Here is a 20,589-nt window from a genome sequence, read left to right as displayed (position 1 = left end):
CCGGCATCACTCGTCTTTGAAGTGGAACAGCATGAAGGTGATGGAATCCTGCAGGGCTTCCAGCGAGGCTTCCAGCACGTTGGTATGCACGCCCACCGTGGTCCAGCGATGGCCCTTGTCGTCCTCGCTCTCGATGGTGACGCGGGTCTTGGCGGCGGTGCCCACCGTGCTTTCGGTGATGCGCACCCGGTAGTCCTTGAGCTCGAGCGCGGTCAGCGCCGGATAGACCCGGGTCAGCACCTTCCTGAGCGCCACGTCGAAGGCGTGAACCGGGCCGGTGCCTTCGCCCACCTCCATGTATTCGGTGCCGCCGACCTCGACCTTGACCGTGGCCTCGGACAGGGTGATCCAGTCGCCGCGGGCGTTGCGGCGCCGCTCGTCGATGACGCGGTAGCGTTCCAGCTGGAAGTATTCCGGCACCTCGCCCAGGGCGCGGCGCACCAGCAGCTCGAAGCTGGCGGCGGCCTGATCGTAGGCATAGCCCTCGTGTTCCAGTCGCTTGACCAGATCGACCAGATCGGTGGCCTCGCGGGCGTCGAAGGTAACCTGCATCTGCTCGACGACGCGGACCAGGCCTTCCTTCTTGACGTGGTCGAGGTCGACGCCGATCTCGGCCATGCGCGCCACCAGATTGGAGCGGCCGGCCTGATCCGACATGACGATGTGGCGCACATTGCCCACCGAGGTGGGGTCGATGTGCTCGTAGCACTTGGGGTCCTTGGCCACGGCGGAGACGTGCAGGCCGCCCTTGTGGGCGAAGGCCGAACTGCCGACATAGGGCTGGCCGCGCGACGGGGTGCGGTCCAGCACCTCGTCCAGGGCGCGCGATACCGAGACCAGATTCTTCAGGTCCTCGGGCGCGATGCCGGTGTTAAAGCCCATCTTCAGCATCAGGGCCGGGATGATGGAGATCAGGTTGGCGTTGCCGCAACGCTCGCCCAGGCCGTTCAGGGTGCCCTGGATCTGACGCACGCCGGCCTCGACGGCGGCCAGCGAATTGGCCACCGCCGTGTCGGAATCATTGTGGCAGTGGACGCCCAGATGGGAGCCGGGGATGCCGCCCTTGATCACTTCGCCGACGATGCGCCGCATCTCGTGCGGCAGGGTGCCGCCGTTGGTATCGCACAGCACCACCCAGCGGGCGCCGGCATCATAGGCGGCCTTGGCCGCCGACAGGGCGTAGGCGGGGTTGGCCTTGTAGCCGTCGAAGAAATGCTCGGAATCGAACATCACCTCGTCCACCTTGGTCAGGGCGTGCTTCACGGAATCGGCGATCATCCGCAGGTTCTCGTCCAGCTCGATGCCCAGCGCCACGGTGACCTGGAAGTCCCAGCTCTTGCCCACCATGGTGGCGACGCGGGCCGGGGTGACCAGCAGGGCGTTGAGCCCCGGATCGTTGTCGGCCGAGCGTCCGGCCCGCCGGGTCATGCCGAAGGCGGTCAGGCGCGAGCGCTTGAAGGCAGGCGGGTCGGCGAAGAAGGCGTCATCGGTGGGATTGGCCCCCGGCCAGCCGCCCTCGACGTAGTCGATGCCGATTCGGTCCAGCTCGCGCGCGATCCGCACCTTGTCGGCGGCGGAGAAATCCACTCCCTGAGTCTGCGCGCCGTCGCGCAGGGTGGTGTCATAGAGGTAAACGCGCTCGGCCATGACGATCTCGATCCGCCCGGAAAACATTGGGGAAAGGGTGGAAACATGCCCCATCAGGGGGGTATTGGGCAAGGGCTTACCGTTTTTGATTTCGCCGGCAACTGTGATGAGTCTCACGGTTCGTTGGAAAGGATTGCTCTATGAACAGGGAGGGTGTGACGAGAGAATGTGAGGTAATTCACAATGAGCGTAATGAGGGGCATATGTATAAAGACCATATCGGCCTGTGTGATGACGCTCACGGTGTTTGACTGTTTCGCCAGTGATATTGCCTATATTCGTAGTGATTCTGATACGACCGGTATGGCGTCTTGGTATGGGGCCAAGTATCGCGGTCGTCATACCGCCAGTGGCGAGCGCTTTGACCCCGCCGACCTGACGGCGGCCCATCCCTTTCTGCCCATGGGCACCCTGGTGGAGGTTTCCCGGCCGGACCATGGCAGAAGCGTCGTGGTGCGCATCAATGATCGCGGTCCGGGGGGCGGCCGGGTGCTCGACGTCTCCGAGGCGGCGGCCCGGCGCCTGGGCATGACGGGGGAGGGGACCGCCTTCGTTTCCCTGCGGGTGATCGGCTCGGCCGACTAAAGAACTAATGAATTGTAAATGGATAGTAAGGCATATTTACATCTCATTCGCAGTCCTGTATCTCCTTCACCCATGTTAGGAAAACCCTGGGCAGAATGCCCCGCACTTCAATGCAGGCAGGATGCAGGACTGACACGATGAAGGCGATCAAGACGGCGGCATTGGCCGCACTCCTGGTGGCGGCCACGTCTCTTCCGGCTTCGGCTGAGATGGCCGGAGCGGCGGCCCTGGGGCGCGAAAGCTACGGCATCGCTTCCTGGTACGGGCCGGGCTTCAAGGGTAACCGTACCGCCAGCGGTGAGAAATTCGACCCCAAGGCGTTGACCGCCGCCCATCCCACGCTGCCGTTCGGCACGCTGCTCGAGGTCTCGCGGCCCGACCGCAAGAAGTCGGTGATCGTGGTGGTCACCGATCGCGGTCCCTATGCCGCTGGGCGCTCCATCGACCTGTCGCGGGCGGCGGCCAGGCGGCTGCACATGAGCTACCTGGGGGCGGTACCGGTCAAGATGCAGGTGGTGGGGATGACGGAATAGCGGAAGCGCCGGGGCCATATGGCCCCGGGCGTCCGTCATCGCTTCAGCGATGGGTGGCCTTGGTCACCGTTCCGGTGGCCGCATCCACCTGGAAGTGGGCCTTGGCGCCGCTGTCATCGCGGGCCTCGACCACATAGCCGTCGTTCTTCCATTCCAGTTCGGACAGATTCCAGTGGCCCTGCTCGGCGGCGGCCAGCATGGCTTTGACCGCGCTGGTACCGGTTTCCGGCGTGGTGGCGGTGCTGAGACGGGCCGCCTCGGGCAGCAGCTCGCCGGTGCGGGCATCCACCGAGAAGGTGGCCAACTGACCGGACGGTGCCCGCACGGTGGCGAGATAGCGGCCATGATCGCGGTCGAGGGCACGCAGGTCGTGGCCGTCGGCCACCATCTGGTTGAGGATGACGGCGGGAGGCAGGATATCGCCGGCCGGCTTGTCCTTGGCCTGGGCGATCGAGGTCAGGGCGAGGCCGGTAACGGTGGCGGCGATCAGGGCGGTCTTGGTCAACATGGCGGTGTCTCCGATTGGTGGGGCATTCAACTGGAGACAGTGTGCCCCAGGCCGCCCCAACCGGAGCTGAACCGCCGGTTCATGCGGCGTTCAGATAACGCCCTTCTCCTTCAACCCGGCGATCTCCTCCTCGCTCAGGCCCAGCAGCCCGCCATAGATTCGGGCGTTGCCCTCGCCCAGGCGGGGGCCGAGATGCTCGACCCGGCCGGGAGTGGCCGACAGCTTGGGCACCACGCCGGGCACCACCACGCTGCCCAGCACCGCGTTGGCCACCCGCAGCAGATTGTCGCGCGCCTGGAATTGCGGGTCCTCGAAGATGTCGGCGATGGTGTTGAGCGGCGCGGCCGGAACCTCGAACTCCAGGCACAATTCCATCACCGTCTCGCGCGGGCGGGTGGCGGTCCAGTGGCCGACCAGGGCGTCGACGTCGGCCCGCTCGGCCAGCCGCTGGCGCAGCAGGCCCCATTTGGCCGGGTCGGCCAGTTCGGGCCGCTCCATGGCCTCGCACAGGCGGGCGAACATGCGGTCGGTGGTGCAGGCCAGCGCCACCCATTTACCGTCGCCGCAGCGGAAATGGCCGTGGGGGCAGGCATTGACCGTGCCGGCGCCCTCCCGCTCGCGCACCTTGCCGAGCATGGCGTAGGCCGGGGCGATCTCGTCCAGGGCGCGGAATACGGATTCGTAGAGGGCGAGATCGATGACCTGCCCCTCGCCGGTGGCGTCCCGATGCCTGAGGGCCAGCAACACGCCGATGGCGCCGTAAAGGCCGCTCATGTAATCGGCCAGCGAGGTCGAGCCCGGCGTCACCGGGACGTCGCCCGGCATGCCGGCCAGATAGGACAGGCCGCCGAAGGCATGGGCGATGCGGGCGAAGCCGGGGCGGTCCTTGTAGGGGCCGGTCTGGCCGTAGCCCGAGATGCGCAGCATGACCAGGCCGGGATTGACCCGGCGCAGTTCCTCCCAGCCCAGTCCCCATTTCTCCAGGGTGCCGGGGCGGAAATTCTCGGCGATGACGTCGGCGCGTGCCGCCAGTTGGAGGAACAGGGCGCGGCCTTCGGGCTTCCTGAGGTCCAGCGTCACCGAATCCTTGTTGCGCGCCTCGGACAGCCACATCAGCGAATCGCCCTCGCGTTCGGTGATGGAGCCGAAGCGGCGGAAGGTATCGCCACCGGCCGGCTGCTCCACCTTGATCACCTCGGCGCCGAACTCGCCCAGGATGGCGGCGGCATAGGGAGCGGCGATGAAGGTGGCGATATCGAGGACGCGAATGCCGTCCAGGGGGCGTTTCGGGTGGGGCATGGTGTCTCGCCGGCAATGGGGCCGTCTTGATACCACGCCCGATCTCGGCCGATCTACACGGTCTTGACGCTGCCGAGGAAGGTTTCCACGTGCTTGCCCAGGCTGGTACCGGCTTCCTTCATGTCTTCCGCCACGGTGGACATGCTGGAGGCCATCTCGCCGGTCATCCGCGCGGCCGACGACACCTCGGTGATGTTGCTGGTCACCTCGTGATTGCCGTTGGCGGCTTCCTGGACGTTGCGGACGATTTCCTGGGTGGCGGCGTTCTGCTCCTCGACGGCGGCGGCGATGGACGACACCACCTCGTCCACCCGGCCGATGGCGGCGCCCACCGTCTTGATGGCGGCGACGGCGCTTTGGGTGGTGCTCTGGATACCGCCGATCTGCTCGGCGATCTCGCTGGTGGCCTTGGCGGTCTGGGTGGCGAGGTGCTTGACCTCGTTGGCGACGACGGCGAAGCCTTTTCCGGCCTCGCCGGCCCTGGCCGCCTCGATGGTGGCGTTCAAGGCCAGCAGGTTGGTCTGTGCCGCGATATCGGTGATCAGGCCGACGATCTCGCCGATCTTCTGGGCGGCGGTGGACAGGCCTTCCACGGTGGCGTCGGCGGTCTGCACGCCGTCCACCGCTTCCTGGGTGATGCGGGTGGTGTCCTGCACCCGGCGGCTGATTTCCTGGGTGGAGACGCCCAGTTCCTCGGCGGCGCTGGCCACGGTCTGGATGTTGGAGGAGGCCTCCTCGGCGGCGGCGGCCACGGCGGCGCTCTGGCGGCTGGTCTGCTCGGCGGCGGCGTGCAGGCTGCTGGAGGTGGAGTGGACGTTCTGCACCGTGCTGTCCACCTTGGCGATCACCCGGCGGATCATCACGTCGAAATCGGCGGTCAGCAGTTCGCGCTTGCGGCCGCGCTGGACTTCGCGTTCCTGCTCGGCACGGGCCTCGGCCTCCAGTTGTTCGGCGCGGATGAGGCCGTCCTTGAACACCTGGACTGAGCGGGCCATCTCGCCGATCTCATCGCGGTTGTCGGCATAGGGCACGGTGATCTGGCGGTCACCCCCCGACAGGGCGGTCATCACGCCGGTGATGCCCTTGACCGGCCGGACGATGGACCGGCCGATGACGGTGGCCAGCACGATGAAGAGCAGGGTGGCCGTTCCGCTGAGGGCCGTGGCAACCATCGTGACGTTGTGGCGGACATGGTCATTCTCGGCTCGGACGAGGTTTTCCTGGGCATCGGCGAACTCGACGATCTTGTCGAAGGCGGGAGTGAAGGCGGCATAGGCGGCGCTGAGGGCGGCGATGTCCCGGCGCAGGGTCTGGTCCGCCTCGATCATCAGGCGCGCCTTGGCCAGATAGGTGTCGATCAGGCCCTGCAGCTCGGCTTTGCGGGCGGGAGCGAGGGCGGAGCGCCCCAGGCTGCCCAGGAAAGCCTTGTGCTCGGCCTCCAGCTTGGCGAGGTAATCCACTTGCCCGCGCAGCAGGTAATCCTTTTCGTGGCGGCGTAACATCAGCATATGGACCATGAGGTCCTGTTCGCCCGAATCCGAGATCACCCTCTCGACCGCGTGGACGGCTTCGCGCAGTTCGCCCTGCATACCGGATTTTTCGTCCAGTCCGGCGGTAACCATGCTGGCCTGAACGTTGTGCATCTTCCCGACATAGGTCGCCGTTCCGCTTCGGATGGCCCCGATGTGGTCCACCACAGGAGCGGCTTCGGGAATCTTTTCCAACCGGCCGGCGCGCGCCACCACCTGCTCCGCCGCCGTCAGGGCCTGGTCGGCATATCTGACGTCACGGCGGATCAGGAAGTCCTTTTCGTGGCGTCGTACTTCCAGGCTGCCGCCCCACATATCCTTGCTGGCAAGGACGACGGCGTCGTAGGCCCTGGTCTTGGCATCCACTTCGTCCAGTCGCTTCATGGACCAGAACATCAAACCGGTCACCATGCCGATCATGATGATGCCTGCCGCCGCCAACGAGGCGATGCGGACGCGGATCGAGAGTTGGCTCATGCGTCCCTCCATCGGGCCAGGTCAATCCCGCCATGGCCATACTTATCCGTTTCCCGGGGTGACCATGCGTCGTGGCGGCGAGAACCAGAGGTTATGTATATAATGGAGGTGTTGTGATTATCAATTGCCGGAAGCCGGCCGAGCGGAAGCCCGCTTCAATTTCAACCTCTCCACCCGGATGATCGTCCAGGGCAGGGCCAGGGCCTCGCGCGCCCAGGCCAGATACCATTCGGGCCCCGGCGTGGTCTCGGGCCAGGCGGGGGCGGGCCGGACCGGCAGGCCGAGGCGGTGGAAGATATAGAGTGAGCGCGCCATGTGGCAGGCGTCGGTCACCACGGCCAGACGGCGCCAGCCCCGTTCCTCCACCAGGGGCCGCGACAGCAGGGCGTTGCCGATGGTGTTGACCGAGGCATCCTCCACATGGACCCGCTCGGCGGCGATGCCGGTGCTCAGAGCCAGCTCGCGCATCACGTGGGCCTCGGGGATCGCATGGCGCACCGCGCCGCCGCTCATCAGCAGATGACCGACCCGGCCCTCGCGCAGCAGCCGCACCCCGTGCCCGACCCGCCCGACCAGCGCCGGGCTGGGGCTGCCGTCGGGGCGCACCATGGCTCCGAGGATGATGGCGGCATCATAGAGGCCGACTGGGCTATCGACAGAAGCGGCGGACATCTCTTAACTGGGGGCAACGGATTTATGGAGAGTGTCATGGACAAACGCCGCAACACCGACGTCATCGTGGAGACCCTGGCCCTGGATGGCAAGCGGGTCATCGACGTGGGCTGCGGCGACGGGGGGCTGGTGCGCGTGCTGGCCCGCTTCGGCGCCCGCGTCCTTGGGGTGGAATGCAGCCCGCGCCAACTGGCCAAGGCACGCGCCGCCGCCCAGGTCGCCGACGAGGAGATCGTCGAGGGCGTGGGCCAAGACCTGCCCGTCGATGACGAAAGCGCCGATACGGTGGTGTTCTTCAACTCGCTGCACCACATCCCCATCGCCTTCCAGGCCAAGGCCCTGGCCGAGGCGGCCCGCGTGCTCAAGCCCGGCGGCGAGGTCTATGTCTCCGAGCCCCTGCCCTGGGGGGCCTTCTTCGAGGCGGTGCGGCCCATCGATGACGAGACCTGGGTGAGGGGGGCCGCCCTGGCCTCGGTCAAGGGAGCCTGGGTCCACGGGCTGGAGGAGGCCAGCGAGTTCACCTACATCCACCCCATGATGCTTCGGGACTACGAGGCCTTCCGCGACAAGATCATCTCGGCCAACACCGAGCGCGAGGCCAAATTCGCCGAACTGGACGGGGAGATGCGCGAGCGCTTCGCCCGTCTGGCGATTCCGGCGGAGGGCGGCGGTTTCGTCTTCGAGCAGCCCATGCGGGTCAACCTGCTGCGCAAGGAATAAGCGCGGCCCGGACGGGCGGTGAGCCATCCCGCCTTGAACGAGAAAACCCCCGCCGGCGGACCGGCGGGGGTTTCGAACCTTTGGCCGGAGGCCTCAAGGTCAGCCGTGGATGGCCTTGTACTTGGCCAGCAGGACATCCTTGGACTCGACTTCGTGCTGAACGATGCAATCGGCCGGGCAGACCATCTGGCACTGCGGGCTGTCTTCGGCGCCGACGCACTCGGAGCAGCGGGACGCGTCGATCACATAGATCACGTCGCCAGCGGAAATGGCCTCATTCGGGCAAGCGGAGACGCAGGCGTCGCAGCTGGTGCAGTCGTCGGTAATCTTCAGGGACATGGGTTTTTCCTCTCTCCTCGCAACCCCACTATGGCCGTCCCCGGCCCCCGCGTTGGTCGCGGGTGACCGGGGCCAGACAATTCGGTAAATCGGCGGATCTCCTTATCCAGACGCTTGGATTCCAAGCGTCTGGAGAGGACCGCCGGGCGCATATTACGCCGCTTGACCCAGACGGGCCAGCTTTTCGTGACGGAAGGCACCCCACAGCGCGGCACCGATGGCGCCGGCATAGATCGAGTCCGGGTGGGACACGGCCTTCAGGTTGACCTTCTCCTGCTCGGCGGCTTCGTTCAGGGCCGCGACCAGACCCGTATCGAGGGCCAGACCGCCGGTGACCTGCACGATGCCGTCAACGGCGCCGATGGACTTCAGCAGCTTGGCCAGACGCACCGCCATGGACACGTGAATGCCCTTGAGGATGTTCGAGGCCGAGATGCCGCGCGACACCATGTTGATGACGTCGGTCTCCGCCAGCACGGCGCAGATGGACGACACCTTCTCGGGGTCATCGGCCTTCATGGACAGCGAGCCGATCTCGTCCTGGGCGATACCCAGATAGCGGGCGATGTTCTCGAGGAACTGGCCCGAGCCCGAGGCGCACTGGCTGGTCATCTTGTAGGACAGCACCTTGCCGGCGCCATCCATGCGGATGGCACGGCCGTTCAGCGCTCCGATATCGAGCACCGCACGGGCTTCCGGGTTGAGGTACAGGCCGCCACGGCCGTGGGTGGTCATGGAGTAGAAGTGGCCGGTGGCGAACTTCAGGTTCTCGGCGTCGCCGGTGGACGCCACATAGGCGACGTCACCCTTGTCGACGCCGGCGGTCTTCAGCATGTGGTCATAGGCTTCGGTGGTCAGCTGGAAGGGGTCGCGGTTACGGATACGCGCGGTTTCCTTGCCCAGCCACTCGACCTTGTCGCCATTGACCTTGAAGACGACGGTCTTGATGCAACCCGAACCGATGTCAACACCGGTAGTGATAAGTTCAGACATTGGTGTCTCCTCCCTTCCCGATTAGTTGACGACCGCGCGGACGGCGAAGGTAGCCCCGCCGAGAGCGCCGGTGTAGATCGAGTCCGGATCGATGTTGATGGTCACGTCGCCGTAGTTTTCCTTGATCAGCTTGCGCAGCTCGCGCACCGCCGCCTCGTTCTTGGCGACGCCACCGGTGAAGGTGAACTGGTCCTTGACGCCGCCGGCACGCGACAGGATGGACATGGCGCGCAGGATGATGGCGCGGTGCAGACCGGCCAGGATGTCCTCGCGCTTTTCGCCCAGAGCCAGACGGTCACGCAGCTCGGCACCCGCGAACACGGTGCAGGTCGAGTTGATGCGGACCTGCTTGTTCGACTTCATGGCCAGCGGCCCGAGTTCGTGCAGGCCCATGTTCATCTCGTCGGCGATGTAGCCCAGATAACGGCCGCAACCGGCGGCGCAACGATCGTTCATCTGGAAGTTCTCGACGATACCCACCGGATCCACCTGAATGCCCTTGGTGTCCTGGCCGCCGATGTCCAGCACCGTGCGGGTGTCCGGATACATCATGTGAGCGCCCAGGCCGTGGCACAGGATCTCGGAGCGGATGTGCTCCTTGGGGAAGGGCAGGCGGACGCGGCCATAGCCGGTGCCGACCACGTAGGTCTCTTCCAGCGGAATGGCGAGGGCCGACTGCACCGGGGCCAGGATCGAGGAACCGGTCATGGTGCCCTTTTCCAGGGCGCGGACGAACTTGCCCTCCATGTCGCCGGCCGGCGGACGGTTTTCGACTTCGATGATCGACTTGTCATAGATGTTGAGGATCAGGTCGAAGCCGAGACCGGCCTCCTTGCACACCGCCTCGCCGTGGCTCATGAACTCGGCGCCGGCCAGATCGCGGAAGAAGTCCGACTTGCGCTTGACGCCGGGGGCGTACTGGGCGGCCGAGCTTTCACGCAGGCGCTTGAAGGTGCCTTCCAGCGCCTCGATCACCACCTTCTCGCGGCCGGCGAAGCGCGGCCCCTTGATGTTGGCGACGCAGGTCTGCTCCAGATCCTCGAGCTGCTCGAGGAACTGGACGTGACGGAAGTTGCGCTCGAGATCCGAGAGGATGTCGTCGACCTTGCCCGACACTTCCGGCACCGAGCCAAGCGCCCGGCGGAACAGAGTGAGACGGGTGTCGATCAGCGCTTCCTGCTTGGAAACGGCTGCCGCGGTGTCGTAGTTGGAACGCGAGTTGGTGATACCGCGTCCCATGACCTGCAGGTTCTCATCCATGACCACCGCCTTGGTGGTGGTGGAGCCCAGGTCAATGCCGATGAAACAACGCATTGTTCATTCCTCCCTTACGCGGCCACGGTCTTGGAGCCGCCGCCGCGGCGCTTCTGCTCGATCATCTGGAAGTAGCTTTCCAGGCGGTTCTTGACGTTGGCCGCCGAGAAGTAGCGCGGATCGACCAGGTCGGTTTCGATGAAGGCACCCGGGCGACCGGTGCGGCGCTCGACTTCCTTCATGATCATCAGCTGGCCGGCCGAGAAGCTGTTGCAGCTCTTGATCGAGTTGATCAGCAGGCCGTCGGCCTCGTATTCCTCGACATACTTGGCCAGCAGATCGACGCGGGTCGGCAGGTTGAGGTTGGTGTAGCAGCCCAGGCAGTAATCAGCCAGGGATTCCAAGGGGTTGTCCGGATCGTGACGGAAACCCTGGTCATAAAGGCCACCCACCTTGGTGTAGGACGAAGCGACCACGATCGCACCCTCGTCATAGAACATCTTCCAGAACTCGCGGAAGTTGGTCCAGTTGGGCGGGCCTTCGACGATCAGACGATACTTCTGGTCGTTGAAGTAGGTGCCCTCGGGGGTCAGCGGGCCCTGATGGTTCTCGACGCGATTCTGCACTTCCTTGCGCAGCATCTCGTAGTAGGTGACCGCATCCTCGGTGCCGCGGAAGGCGGTGAAGATCGGGCCGATGTAGTACACGCCGCCGAAATAGGCGTCGATGGGCGACGGCTTGTTCTTGCCCTGCTCCAGGCACCACACCAGGTTGTCCTCGGCCTTGGCCGAGTTGCGCAGGTACTGGCGCAGGCGGTCGATGTCGAACTTGACGCCCGAGACCTGCTCCAGGCCCGGAATGACCACTTCCTTGAGCTGCTTGACGATGTAGTCGCGCATGTTCTTGGTGGAGTGGCCGTCACCCTCGTAGGGGACGTGCAGCATCAGGGTCGGGCACTTGTACTCTTCACGCAGCAGCTCGAACCACTTCATGAAGGTGTAGCAGCCGGTGTAGCTGAGCATCAGCACGTCCGGGTTGGGATAGGGCTTGCCGTTGGGGGCGATGTTGCCCTTGGACATCTGGCCGATATCCGCCTTCACGTAGGTGCAGACGTCTTCGGAATGGCCGGACTTCTCGGCCTCCATGATGTAGCCGCCCGAGGCCTTGCGCATGCCGGCCTGGATGGCGTTGATTTCGGGCAGGTTGTTGACGATGTCGAAACACATCAACAGCTCGTTCAGGTTGCCCGGAACGAAGGTGGAGGACACTTTGCGGCCGGTTTCGTGCTTGGACGTGATCGCATCGTAGTTACGAGCGATCATCGCCTTCTGCATTTCCATCGACGGCTCTTTGACGGCTTCAGGCTTGCTCATGATGTCAGCTCCACAGCTTGATGGAATCGGCGAAGGTGCCAGCCTGCTCGCGGATCGGCTGCATCTGGCCAGAGTTTTCGGCGTACTTGAAGGCGATGTAGGGGATGCCGGCTTCCGACAGCTTGTTGCAGACCATCGGACGGTCCAGCAGGGCCGGATCACAGAAGCTGGGGGTCGCGTAGATCACGCCCTCGGCACCGCAGGCCTTGACCGCGTCCACATGGAACTGGCCCTTGACCTTGCCGTCGGGGACGTACTTGCACGAGGTCTCCACCGAGTTCTCGATATAGGTGGTGGCCAGGGCCTCCAGCGGATCGCCGCTGGTGGGGACGTCGACCATCAGGAAGCGGTTGTTCAGTGAGTAGTCGTCGTCGACCACATAGCAACCGGCCATCTCGATGGACTTGATCAGGTTCAGCGGCGGCTGCTCGCAGAACGAGCCGTAGATGGAGATGCGCACGTTGTCGCGCTTCGGCCGGTCTTCCTTGGAGGCGGCGGCGATGTAGTCCTTGAGCATCTGGTTGTGCTCCTCGACGTCCATCATCAGGCCGGCGCGCATCAGCACGTAGACCTCGGAGGTCGGGGCCAGCCAGGGCTGCTTGGCGCGGAAGGCGTAGACTTCGCGGATCAGGCGGCGGTTCTCGTTGTACAGACCGATCGAGCGCTGGATATCAGCATCGCTGATCTTGCGGCCGGTCATGGTCTCCAGGCCTTCCTTCAACTCCTTCAGCTCCTGCACGTAGTAGGTGCCGCCGATGGACTTGTCGTAGTTCTGGGGGGTGTCGAAGAACTTGGACCACACGTTCGGGAACATCAGCTTCCAGATGCCCGACAGGTTGCGGATCACGTCGCAGACGAACGGGAAGATCATGCCGTCGACGAAGTCGAGACGGTTGGTGACGCCCAGTTCGATGGTCGAGCGCGGAATGCGGCAGATGTAGCTCTGATAGTAGGCGTCGCCGTGGATGACTTCCATCTGGTCGCCGCCGCCGAAGATGCCGAGCGGCAGGCAGCCGGCGGCATGGATCATCTCGATCGGCGAGTAGACCGGGAGGAAACCGACGACCTTGCGGCCGGGCTTGGCATCCTTCCACTTGCGGGCATACGTGAAGTTCAGGTCTTCGAACATCTCCTGGCAAACGGCCATGATGTCGGCGACGGTCCTATTCTTTCCAGACATCCTATCGGTCCTCCCAAAGTGCCGGCCTCTTTTCGAGAAAGGCGTTCAAACCCTCGACAGCGTCGCGGGTGGCCATCAGGCCGTTGAGGTAAAGGGCTTCAACTTCGGCGATCTTGGCCTTGACCCGCTCGTTCATGCCGAGACGGGCGGCCTTGACCGCGTAACGCAGGGACGCCGCCGAGTGCTTGACCGGGCCGTTGTCGAACCAGGCCAAAGCGGCGTTCTCCGGGTCGTCCACCACCGCGTTGGCGATGCCCAGCCGGGCAGCCTCGGCACCATCGATGGAACGGCCGGAATAGAGCAGATCCTCGGCCGCCACGCGGGGCATGCGCTCCGGCAGCAGGCACGAGGCGGCGGGGGCGAACACCCCCAGCACGATCTCCGGCTGGCCCAGCTTGGCGTCGGGCGAGACGAACATCATGTGGCCGGCCAGGGCGACTTCCAGGCCGCCGCCCAGGCACTGGCCGCGCACGGCGACCAGGATGGGCAGCGGGAAGTCGACCATGGCGATGACCAGCTTGTGCAGGCTGGCCAGCATGGCGGCGCACTGGTCGGGCATGTGCTCGGCCACCGAGGCGCCGAAGCTGAAATGCGGCCCCTCGTGGTCGATGAGCACACCCCGCAGGTGCTGGTCCGAGGCGCCCTCGGCCAACGCCGCCGTGAGCGCCGCGATCATCTCGGCGTCGACGATGTTGGCCTTGGGACGCGAGAGGCGCAGCCGAAGCAGCTTCCCCTCGCGGTCCTTCCAGACCTTCAGACAGTTGGAGATCGCCTCGGCCATGTTAGTGACCAGCCTTGGGGATCAGGGACTCGATCAGCTCGGCGGTCCACGGAGCGCCCTTGGCGAGCGCCTGACGCAGGGCCACGAAGTCGATCTCGCGGTCATCCTTCGGGCCTTCGTTGAAGGCGCGGAAGCCGGTGCGGGCCTCGGTCATCATGTTGAGGCCCAGCCAGTCGCGGCTGTTTTCCTTGTTGGCGTTCCAGGCGTTCAGCTTGGGCTTCCTGAGTTCCTGGATGGTCTTGGTGAAGCAATCCGGGAAGGTGTGCAGGATCTTGGCGCAGATTTCCTCGACCTTGGCGTCGAGCAGCGACAGATCGATGGTGCCCTTCTTCAGCAGCTCCTTGCCGGCGGCCAGTTCGGCACCGGTCTTGGACTCGCCGTGGACGATCTTGCCGAACTCGTCGAGATAACGGTCGGTGATCACCAGCGGGTTGGCGACGAACTTGCCGTCGACCTTCAGCGCCGGGACCAGGTCCATGATGATGCCGGTGCGGTAGGCCTTGTGGGCCGACCAGGGCTCGCAGAGCGAACCGGAAACCATGGCCTGCTCGCAGCCGATCATCACCGGCAGGAAGTCGGTGGCGCCGCCGATGGGGGCCGAGCCGTGCTTGGGGCCGGCCTGACCGAACTTGGCCAGATCCTGGGCGACCGAGAAGTCGGCGGCCATGCCGATTTCCTGACCGCCGCCGATGCGCATGCCGTTGACGCGGCAGATCACCGGCTTGTCGCAGCCCAGGATGGCCGAGACCATGTCGTTGAACAGCCGCATGTACTGGCGGTATTCCTGGGGATTGCCGGCGTAGTATTCGGCATATTCCTTGGTGTTGCCGCCGGTGCAGAACGCCTTGTCGCCGGCGCCGGTGAAGACCACCGAGGAGACGTCGCGGGCGTTGGACGCCTCGCGGAAGCCCATGATCACGCCCTTCACCATGTCGGTGGTGTAGGAGTTGTACTGCTTCTGGTTGTCGAGCGTGATCCAGACGTTGTACAGGCCCTCGGCCACGCTGCCGTCGGCACGCTTGGCGGGGCGCTTCTCGTACAGCACGCCGGGAACGATGGTCTGGACCACCAGGTTGTGATCGTTGAGGTGGGCGGGCGCCGTCTTGGCGACGATGGCCGCGGTTTCCTTGTTCATGACCCTATTTCTCCCTCTCTCGGATTTTTTCAGGTGTTGGGGCAGAGCACGGCGCGGCGCGACAGCTTGTGGTCGTGCACGGCGGCGAAGGTTTCGTTGATGCTGTCGAGCGGGCGGCGCTCGACGAAGTTCTTCACATTGATCTTGCCCGACAGGACCAGATCCAGGGCGCCGGGATACAGGTCCGGCGGGCAGCCCCAGTTGCCCAGTGCGCGGGCATGGAAGGCCATCAGGTTGGACAGGCGGAACTCGGCCTTGTTCATGGTGTAGCCCACCACGCAGATGGTGCAGCCGTGAACCATCAGGTCGAAGGCGGTCTGCTGGCCGGGCACCGAGCCCGAGCATTCCATGATGATCCATTCGGTGGAGCGCAGGCCGTTGGCCTTGGCGAAGGCACCGATTTCCTTCTTCATCTCGCGCGTCGAGGGGAAGTCCTTGGGGTTAAGCGTCAGGGTGGCGCCCGCCGCCTTGACCGCTTCCAGCTTGGCGGGATCGATGTCCAGCGCCACCACCTTGGCACCCATGGCCGAGGCCACCTGGACGGAGTAGCCGCCCACGCCGCCACAGCCGATGACGATCACCAGATCGCCCTGGCCGATGCCGGCCTGGACCGCCGCCTGATAGGGGGTGGTCAGCGCGTCGGCCACCACGGAGACCTCGGACAGTTCAAGGCCGGCGGCCTTGAGACGGGCCTCGTCCACCTCGCACAGGCCGTTGGCCGGCACGTTGATGTGGGTGGCGAAGCCGCCCTGCAGGTCGTTGCCCGGCATCTTCTGCGAGCGGCAGATGGTGCCCTTGCCGCGCTTGCACAGATCGCATTCGCCGCAGGGGATCACCGCCGAGATGATCACGGCCTTGCCCAGCCAGGACTCGGCGCCGGCGCCGGCCGCCGTGACACGGCCGCTGATCTCGTGGCCGAGGGCCAGCGGCAGCGGATGGTTGGTGCGCACACCGTTGTAATAGTAGTCCATATCGGTGTGGCAGACGCCGCAGCCGGCGATGGTGACCTGCACCTCTCCGGCGGCGGGGGCGGCAAGCTCCATCGGCTCCTTCACCATGGGCTGACCGACGCCGGTCATCATCCAACGATACGCGGAAGTGCTCATTCGATTCCCTCTCTCTTTTCCCGTTATCACCAGCCCCGCGCATGATCGCGTCGTGAGCTGCCCTTGTATTATTCCGTAAATGCGTACCACAATACCGAATTAGCCGTCAAGTGCAGCTTGCGGTCTTGTGGTCCGACCCAAATGGGTGGTATGCACCTAGTCTCATCCGCTTCCGGGAAACGGCATGCCCGATTCCCGAAAGCGGTGCGTGAAACTCCTTATGGCTGGTCGGGAGTCCAGCGGGTGGGGGGCGGCACGCGGGCGAACCTAAACCGTGGCCAGGCCCAATACGAAGGAATTCGGGGGGCCTCATCTGGGGAAACAGAATATGACGACGAGTTCCGGATCTGGGTCTGTCTCGATCGCGATGTGCGGCAGTGGTGGTGCCGGCGTGATGACGGCCGCCAACATGTTCCTCGACGCCGCCGCCGAGGCTGGTTACTACGCGCTTTTCGGCCGCTCCTCCGGCCCGCAGATCCGCGGCGGCGAGGCCGCGGCTCTGGTGCGTCTGGGCGTTGATCCCATCACTTCGGTGGACGACACCTTCGACATCATGCTGGCTATCGACTGGCAGGGCGTTCAGCGCTTCGCCGCCGAGCTGCCGCTGTCCAAGAACAGCCTGGTGATCTGCGACCCCTCCGCCGGCGACGTGCCGGAGGTGTACGTCAAGACCGGTGCGAAGATCGTGCACCTGCACATGAAGGATCTGGCCAAGGAGATTCCCGGCGGCCGTCCCAACATGATCGCCCTGGGCGCCATCGCCGAGCTGATCGGCATTCCGGTCGGCCCGCTGACCGAGGTGCTGGGCAAGTCGCTGAAGAAGAAGCGCGCCGACGCCTATGAGGCTTCGGTGGCCGGCGTGAAGGCCGGTGCCGCCGCCGCCGCCACCCTGACCGGCTCCAAGCGCCTGGCCGCGGCCAAGGCCAAGGACGCCAAGCGTTGGACCGTCACCGGCAATTACGGCGCCGGCCTGGGCGCCATCCGCGGCGGTGTGCGCTTCTGCGCCGCCTATCCCATCACCCCGGCCACCGAGGTGCTGGAATACCTGTCCAGCGCGCTCCCCAAGGTGGGCGGCGTGTTCGTGCAGGCCGAGGACGAGCTGGCCTCCATCAATATGTGCCTGGGCGCCTCCTATGGCGGCGAGGCCTCGATCACCGCGACCGCCGGTCCCGGCCTGTCGCTGATGACCGAGGGCCTGGGTCTGGCCGTCGCCTCCGAGACCCCCGTGGTGGTGGTCGACGTGCAGCGCGTCGGTCCCTCGACCGGTATCGCCACCAAGTGCGAGCAGTCGGACCTCAACATCGCGGTCTATGGCCTGCACGGCGACGCGCCGCACGTGGTCGTGGCCCCCAATTCCGTGGGCGACTGCATCTTCACCACCCAGTGGGGCGTCTATCTGGCTGAAAGCCTGCAGACCGCCTGTCTGGTGATGAGCGATCAGGCCCTGGGCCAGAGCCGCGCCATCATCGATGCCCCCGCCGACGTGGCTTTCGTGGGCAAGCGCCTGCAGGCCGAGGCTCCGGCCGAGGGCGAGGTGTTCAAGCGCTACGCCAACACCGCGTCGGGCATTTCGCCCATGCCGGTTCCCGGCCAGGACGGCTGCCAGTACACCTCGGACGGCCTCGAGCACACCGAGACCGGCACGCCGTCGTCGCAGTCGTCGGACCACACCCTGCAGTTGGACAAGCGCCAGCGCAAGCTGACCGGGTTCGACTACGGCAATCATTGGGCCACCATCGAGGGTGAGGGCGACATCGCCGTCATCACCTGGGGCTCGTGCACCGGTGCCGCCCGCGAGGCGGTGGAGCGGGCCCGCGCCGACGGCGTCAACGCCAAGCTGATCTCGCTGCGCCTGATCTCTCCGATCCGTCCGCAGCACATGGCTGACGCGCTGAAGGGCGTGAAGAAGATCCTGGTGGTCGAGCAGAGCCATCTCGGCCAGTTCACCCGTTACCTGCGTGGCGAATACGACCTGCCGGCCAGGCCCGAGGCGCTGAGCCGCCCCGGTCCGCTGCCCATGCGTCCCGGTGAAATCCACGCCCGCCTCCTGTCGATGGGGAAGTAAGTCATGTCCAGCTGCGATTCTACCGCTACCTACTCCGCCAAGGACTTCAAGTCCGAGGTCAAGCCGGTCTGGTGCCCGGGCTGCGGCGACTATGCCGTGCTGTCCTCCATCACCAAGGCGTTCGCCGATCTGGGCTTGAAGCCGCACGAGACCTCGGTGGTCTCGGGCATCGGCTGCTCGTCGCGCATTCCGGCCTACACCAACACCTACGGCATCCACTCCATCCACGGTCGCGCTCTCGCGGTCGGCCAGGGCCTCAAGCTGGCCCGCCCCGACCTGACCGTTCTGGTGGCCGGCGGTGACGGCGACGGCTTCTCCATCGGCGGCAATCACTTCCTGCACGCCTGCCGCCGCAACGTCGACCTGACCTACATCGTGATGGACAACCGGGTTTACGGCATGACCAAGGGCCAGCCCTCGCCGACCACCGAGTCGGATTGGGATGCCTCGGCCATGGCCCCGCCCGGTGGTACCGGCATGACCCCGTTCCATCCGCTGGCCATCGCGCTGGCCGCCGGTGCCAACTTCATCGCCCGCGGCTTCTCGGGCGATCCGAACGGCACCGCCCAGATCATCGCGGAAGCCATCCGGCATCCCGGCTTCTCGTTCGTTGCGATCATGAGCCCCTGCATCACCTTCCGTGAAGAGCAGCGGGAGTGGAAGAACACCATGCGCAGCGTCAACATCGAGCCGACCACCGATCCGGCCCAGGCGGCCCGCCGCCTGATGACCGACGACGGTTTCAACTGCGGTGTCCTGTACCGCGGCAACCGTTCGTCCTACGGCAAGGAGAAGAAGGCCTCGCACGCGGTGGCCGATCTCGATCGGGAATTCACCCTTTGAGCCGTGCCCCTGATTATGGGGCGGTGAAGACCTCCGCCGAGTTGCTCTCCGTCGCGCGTGCGATGGAAGAGCGCTCGGCGGAGCGCTACCGCGAACTGGCCGAAGCGTTCGAGGCGTCGTGCAACAACCCCGACACCGCCGAAGCCTTCGCGGAACTGGCCGATATCGAGGAGCGGCATGCCGCTGACTTTCCGACCTCGGTCGGTCCTCGTCCGGAAACCGTGCCGTGGGGAGAGGACGATCCCGAGATCGCCGATCCCGACGCCGTCCATTACCTGATGTATCCCTGGCACGCCTTCGATCTGGCGCTGCGCCACGAGCAGGAAACCCTGGCCCTGTTCTCCGCCCTGGTGGAGAAGTCTCCCTTCGCGGAGGTCAAGGCCGAGGCCGCCCGCCTGGTGGAGCGCGAGAAGGAGCACGTCCGCGTCATGCAGGCCCGGCGCGACGAGCTGCCGGTCCCCCCCGACGATTGGGACGACGACGACGACGATCCCAACTGGGAAGCCGGGGACTGATCCTCGACACGACAACGCCCCGCTCGGATAGAGCGGGGCGTTTTGTTTCGGGGTGGGGGGAGAAGGGGAGGGCGGGTGCTTCGCCCGCTTATCCCTTTCCCATCCGCCCCAACACGGCCTTACTGAACGCCAAAAAATCGCCCAGGTGGCGTTCGATCACGGCGATGGTGATGGGCAGCGACAAGGCCTGATAGTCATGGACGGCGATGTTGCGGAAGCCGACCATGCGCTGAAGCTTTTCCGCCAGCCCTTCGTCGATCCAGCCGGCCTTGGCCAGCAGGGTGAAGACGTCGCGGGCACTTTGGGGGAGCCCAAGGCGCTCGCGGCGGATGATGGCGTGGCCCATGTCCAGGCAGGCTTCGCAGGCGCGCTGGATATTAAGGATGGCGGCATCCTGGCGGGTGAAGTCGGTGGCGAAGGTGGCGGGGTCCTTGCGGTATTCCTCGGCGGCGCGGGCGACGCAGCGTTCGATGGTCGCCGCCTTGTTGAGCAGAACGTCATCGGCCATGGACGCGTCCTTCGCGCTGGATGTCGGCGATCAGCGGGGCGCGAGCCTGGTCGAGGTCCATCATTTCCGCCAGGATGAACAGTTCGTAGCGCTCGGGCTCGTCGCCCTGGGCGAACAGGCGGCGCCCTTTGGTGACGATCTGGAACTGCATTACCGTACTGGCGGCGCGCAGGTCGACGAGGTCCACGTCGGTGTTCAGGCGGCGGGCGATGGCCTCGCCTGCTTCCCATAGACGTAGCGGGTCGGCGCGGGAAGGCAACAGTGCGGCGAGATCGAGGTCGCTGTCGTCGTCGTGGCTGCCGTCGGCGCGGCTGCCGAACAGGAACAGGGCCTGGGCTTCGGGCAGGATCGCCCGTACGGCCTCGACGATCTCGGTTTCGGAAATGTCCCTCATGGCATCCTTCCGGCTGTTCCGCCTTGACCATAGCGCGTTGGGCGGATTGCTAAAAGGACCAGAAGGCCAAAACGAAGCGGGGCCGGCAGTCGGGCAACTGCCGGCCCCTTTCGGGCGGGTCGGGAACGGGAAG

Annotated in this window: 21 protein-coding genes; 6 read left to right on the top strand and 15 right to left on the bottom strand. The window is 65.4% G+C overall.

Annotation, left to right across the window (positions count from 1 at the left end; all coding sequences use genetic code 11):
- Window positions 1-6: 6 nt before the first annotated feature.
- Complete coding sequence (gene cimA / locus CP958_RS12185) at window positions 7-1,647, bottom strand: citramalate synthase (protein WP_096702376.1); 1,641 nt, start codon at window positions 1,645-1,647, stop codon at window positions 7-9.
- A gap of 303 nt (window positions 1,648-1,950) precedes the next feature.
- On the opposite strand from cimA, the gene CP958_RS12180 reads away from it, so the two are divergent.
- Together CP958_RS12180 and CP958_RS12175 are read left to right on the top strand one after the other, a co-directional pair.
- Window positions 1,951-2,232 carry a septal ring lytic transglycosylase RlpA family protein gene (locus tag CP958_RS12180; protein ID WP_242442870.1) on the top strand — a complete coding sequence of 94 codons (282 nt, stop codon included), beginning with the start codon at window positions 1,951-1,953 and terminating at the stop codon, window positions 2,230-2,232.
- A 137-nt stretch (window positions 2,233-2,369) separates the two neighbouring features.
- Window positions 2,370-2,765: a septal ring lytic transglycosylase RlpA family protein gene (locus CP958_RS12175; protein ID WP_242442869.1), complete on the top strand. Its 396-nt coding sequence runs from the start codon at window positions 2,370-2,372 to the stop codon at window positions 2,763-2,765.
- 43 nt (window positions 2,766-2,808) lie between these two features.
- On the opposite strand, the gene CP958_RS12170 is transcribed toward CP958_RS12175, so the two are convergent.
- The 4 genes from CP958_RS12170 to CP958_RS12155 form a co-directional block, all read right to left on the bottom strand.
- Window positions 2,809-3,273 carry a PepSY domain-containing protein gene (locus CP958_RS12170; RefSeq protein ID WP_096702220.1) on the bottom strand — a complete coding sequence of 155 codons (465 nt, stop codon included), beginning with the start codon at window positions 3,271-3,273 and terminating at the stop codon, window positions 2,809-2,811.
- A 90-nt stretch (window positions 3,274-3,363) separates the two neighbouring features.
- Window positions 3,364-4,572 (bottom strand): CoA transferase, encoded by a 1,209-nt coding sequence (locus CP958_RS12165; RefSeq protein WP_096702219.1) that lies wholly within the window; start codon window positions 4,570-4,572, stop codon window positions 3,364-3,366.
- Window positions 4,573-4,625: 53 nt separating this feature from the next.
- Window positions 4,626-6,578, bottom strand: a complete 1,953-nt coding sequence (locus tag CP958_RS12160; protein ID WP_096702218.1) for a HAMP domain-containing methyl-accepting chemotaxis protein — start codon at window positions 6,576-6,578, stop codon at window positions 4,626-4,628.
- Between the two features lie 120 nt (window positions 6,579-6,698).
- Complete coding sequence (locus CP958_RS12155) at window positions 6,699-7,250, bottom strand: YdcF family protein (RefSeq protein ID WP_096702217.1); 552 nt, start codon at window positions 7,248-7,250, stop codon at window positions 6,699-6,701.
- A 36-nt stretch (window positions 7,251-7,286) separates the two neighbouring features.
- Between CP958_RS12155 and CP958_RS12150 the strand changes: the two genes are divergently transcribed.
- A complete protein-coding gene (locus CP958_RS12150; protein ID WP_096702216.1) occupies window positions 7,287-7,970 on the top strand; it encodes a class I SAM-dependent methyltransferase in 684 nt (227 codons plus the stop codon).
- A gap of 99 nt (window positions 7,971-8,069) precedes the next feature.
- Here CP958_RS12150 and CP958_RS12145 read toward each other — a convergent pair whose 3' ends face one another.
- The 8 genes from CP958_RS12145 to had form a co-directional block, all read right to left on the bottom strand.
- Window positions 8,070-8,309 carry a YfhL family 4Fe-4S dicluster ferredoxin gene (locus tag CP958_RS12145; RefSeq protein ID WP_096702215.1) on the bottom strand — a complete coding sequence of 80 codons (240 nt, stop codon included), beginning with the start codon at window positions 8,307-8,309 and terminating at the stop codon, window positions 8,070-8,072.
- A 153-nt stretch (window positions 8,310-8,462) separates the two neighbouring features.
- The gene (gene bcrD, locus CP958_RS12140; protein WP_096702214.1) at window positions 8,463-9,302 is read right to left on the bottom strand and encodes a benzoyl-CoA reductase subunit D; all 840 of its coding nucleotides are present in this window, start codon (window positions 9,300-9,302) and stop codon (window positions 8,463-8,465) included.
- Window positions 9,303-9,323: 21 nt separating this feature from the next.
- Complete coding sequence (gene bcrA, locus CP958_RS12135) at window positions 9,324-10,616, bottom strand: benzoyl-CoA reductase subunit A (protein ID WP_096702213.1); 1,293 nt, start codon at window positions 10,614-10,616, stop codon at window positions 9,324-9,326.
- 14 nt (window positions 10,617-10,630) lie between these two features.
- On the bottom strand, window positions 10,631-11,929 hold the full coding sequence (gene bcrB, locus CP958_RS12130) for a benzoyl-CoA reductase subunit B (RefSeq protein ID WP_096702212.1): 1,299 nt from the start codon (window positions 11,927-11,929) through the stop codon (window positions 10,631-10,633).
- A gap of 4 nt (window positions 11,930-11,933) precedes the next feature.
- Window positions 11,934-13,109: a benzoyl-CoA reductase subunit C gene (gene bcrC / locus CP958_RS12125; protein WP_096702211.1), complete on the bottom strand. Its 1,176-nt coding sequence runs from the start codon at window positions 13,107-13,109 to the stop codon at window positions 11,934-11,936.
- Window position 13,110: 1 nt separating this feature from the next.
- On the bottom strand, window positions 13,111-13,890 hold the full coding sequence (locus CP958_RS12120) for a cyclohexa-1,5-dienecarbonyl-CoA hydratase (protein WP_096702210.1): 780 nt from the start codon (window positions 13,888-13,890) through the stop codon (window positions 13,111-13,113).
- Between the two features lies 1 nt (window position 13,891).
- The gene (gene oah / locus CP958_RS12115; protein WP_096702209.1) at window positions 13,892-15,025 is read right to left on the bottom strand and encodes a 6-oxocyclohex-1-ene-1-carbonyl-CoA hydratase; all 1,134 of its coding nucleotides are present in this window, start codon (window positions 15,023-15,025) and stop codon (window positions 13,892-13,894) included.
- A gap of 29 nt (window positions 15,026-15,054) precedes the next feature.
- On the bottom strand, window positions 15,055-16,131 hold the full coding sequence (had, locus tag CP958_RS12110; protein ID WP_096702208.1) for a 6-hydroxycyclohex-1-ene-1-carbonyl-CoA dehydrogenase: 1,077 nt from the start codon (window positions 16,129-16,131) through the stop codon (window positions 15,055-15,057).
- A gap of 328 nt (window positions 16,132-16,459) precedes the next feature.
- Here had and CP958_RS12105 point away from each other — a divergent pair, with 328 nt between their 5' ends.
- The 3 genes from CP958_RS12105 to CP958_RS12095 are packed head-to-tail and all read left to right on the top strand — an operon-like array spanning window position 16,460 to window position 19,554.
- Window positions 16,460-18,196: a 2-oxoacid:acceptor oxidoreductase subunit alpha gene (locus CP958_RS12105; RefSeq protein ID WP_170958952.1), complete on the top strand. Its 1,737-nt coding sequence runs from the start codon at window positions 16,460-16,462 to the stop codon at window positions 18,194-18,196.
- Window positions 18,197-18,199: 3 nt separating this feature from the next.
- Window positions 18,200-19,039 (top strand): 2-oxoacid:ferredoxin oxidoreductase subunit beta, encoded by an 840-nt coding sequence (locus CP958_RS12100; RefSeq protein WP_096702206.1) that lies wholly within the window; start codon window positions 18,200-18,202, stop codon window positions 19,037-19,039.
- On the top strand, window positions 19,036-19,554 hold the full coding sequence (locus CP958_RS12095; protein WP_242442867.1) for a ferritin family protein: 519 nt from the start codon (window positions 19,036-19,038) through the stop codon (window positions 19,552-19,554). Before CP958_RS12100 ends, CP958_RS12095 begins: the two co-directional genes overlap by 4 nt.
- Before the next feature lie 88 nt (window positions 19,555-19,642).
- Here CP958_RS12095 and CP958_RS12090 read toward each other — a convergent pair whose 3' ends face one another.
- Together CP958_RS12090 and CP958_RS12085 are read right to left on the bottom strand one after the other, a co-directional pair.
- Entirely contained in the window at window positions 19,643-20,062 is a 420-nt protein-coding gene (locus CP958_RS12090; RefSeq protein ID WP_096702204.1) for a DUF86 domain-containing protein, read from the bottom strand.
- Window positions 20,052-20,456 (bottom strand): nucleotidyltransferase domain-containing protein, encoded by a 405-nt coding sequence (locus CP958_RS12085; protein ID WP_096702203.1) that lies wholly within the window; start codon window positions 20,454-20,456, stop codon window positions 20,052-20,054. Before CP958_RS12085 ends, CP958_RS12090 begins: the two co-directional genes overlap by 11 nt.
- Window positions 20,457-20,589 lie beyond the last annotated feature (133 nt).

This window comes from Magnetospirillum sp. 15-1 (assembly GCF_900184795.1).
In the GTDB taxonomy this organism is placed as follows: Bacteria; Pseudomonadota; Alphaproteobacteria; order Rhodospirillales; family Magnetospirillaceae; genus Phaeospirillum.
Note: the sequence above shows the minus strand (reverse complement) of the source record. Positions and strands in the feature narration are given on the sequence as shown.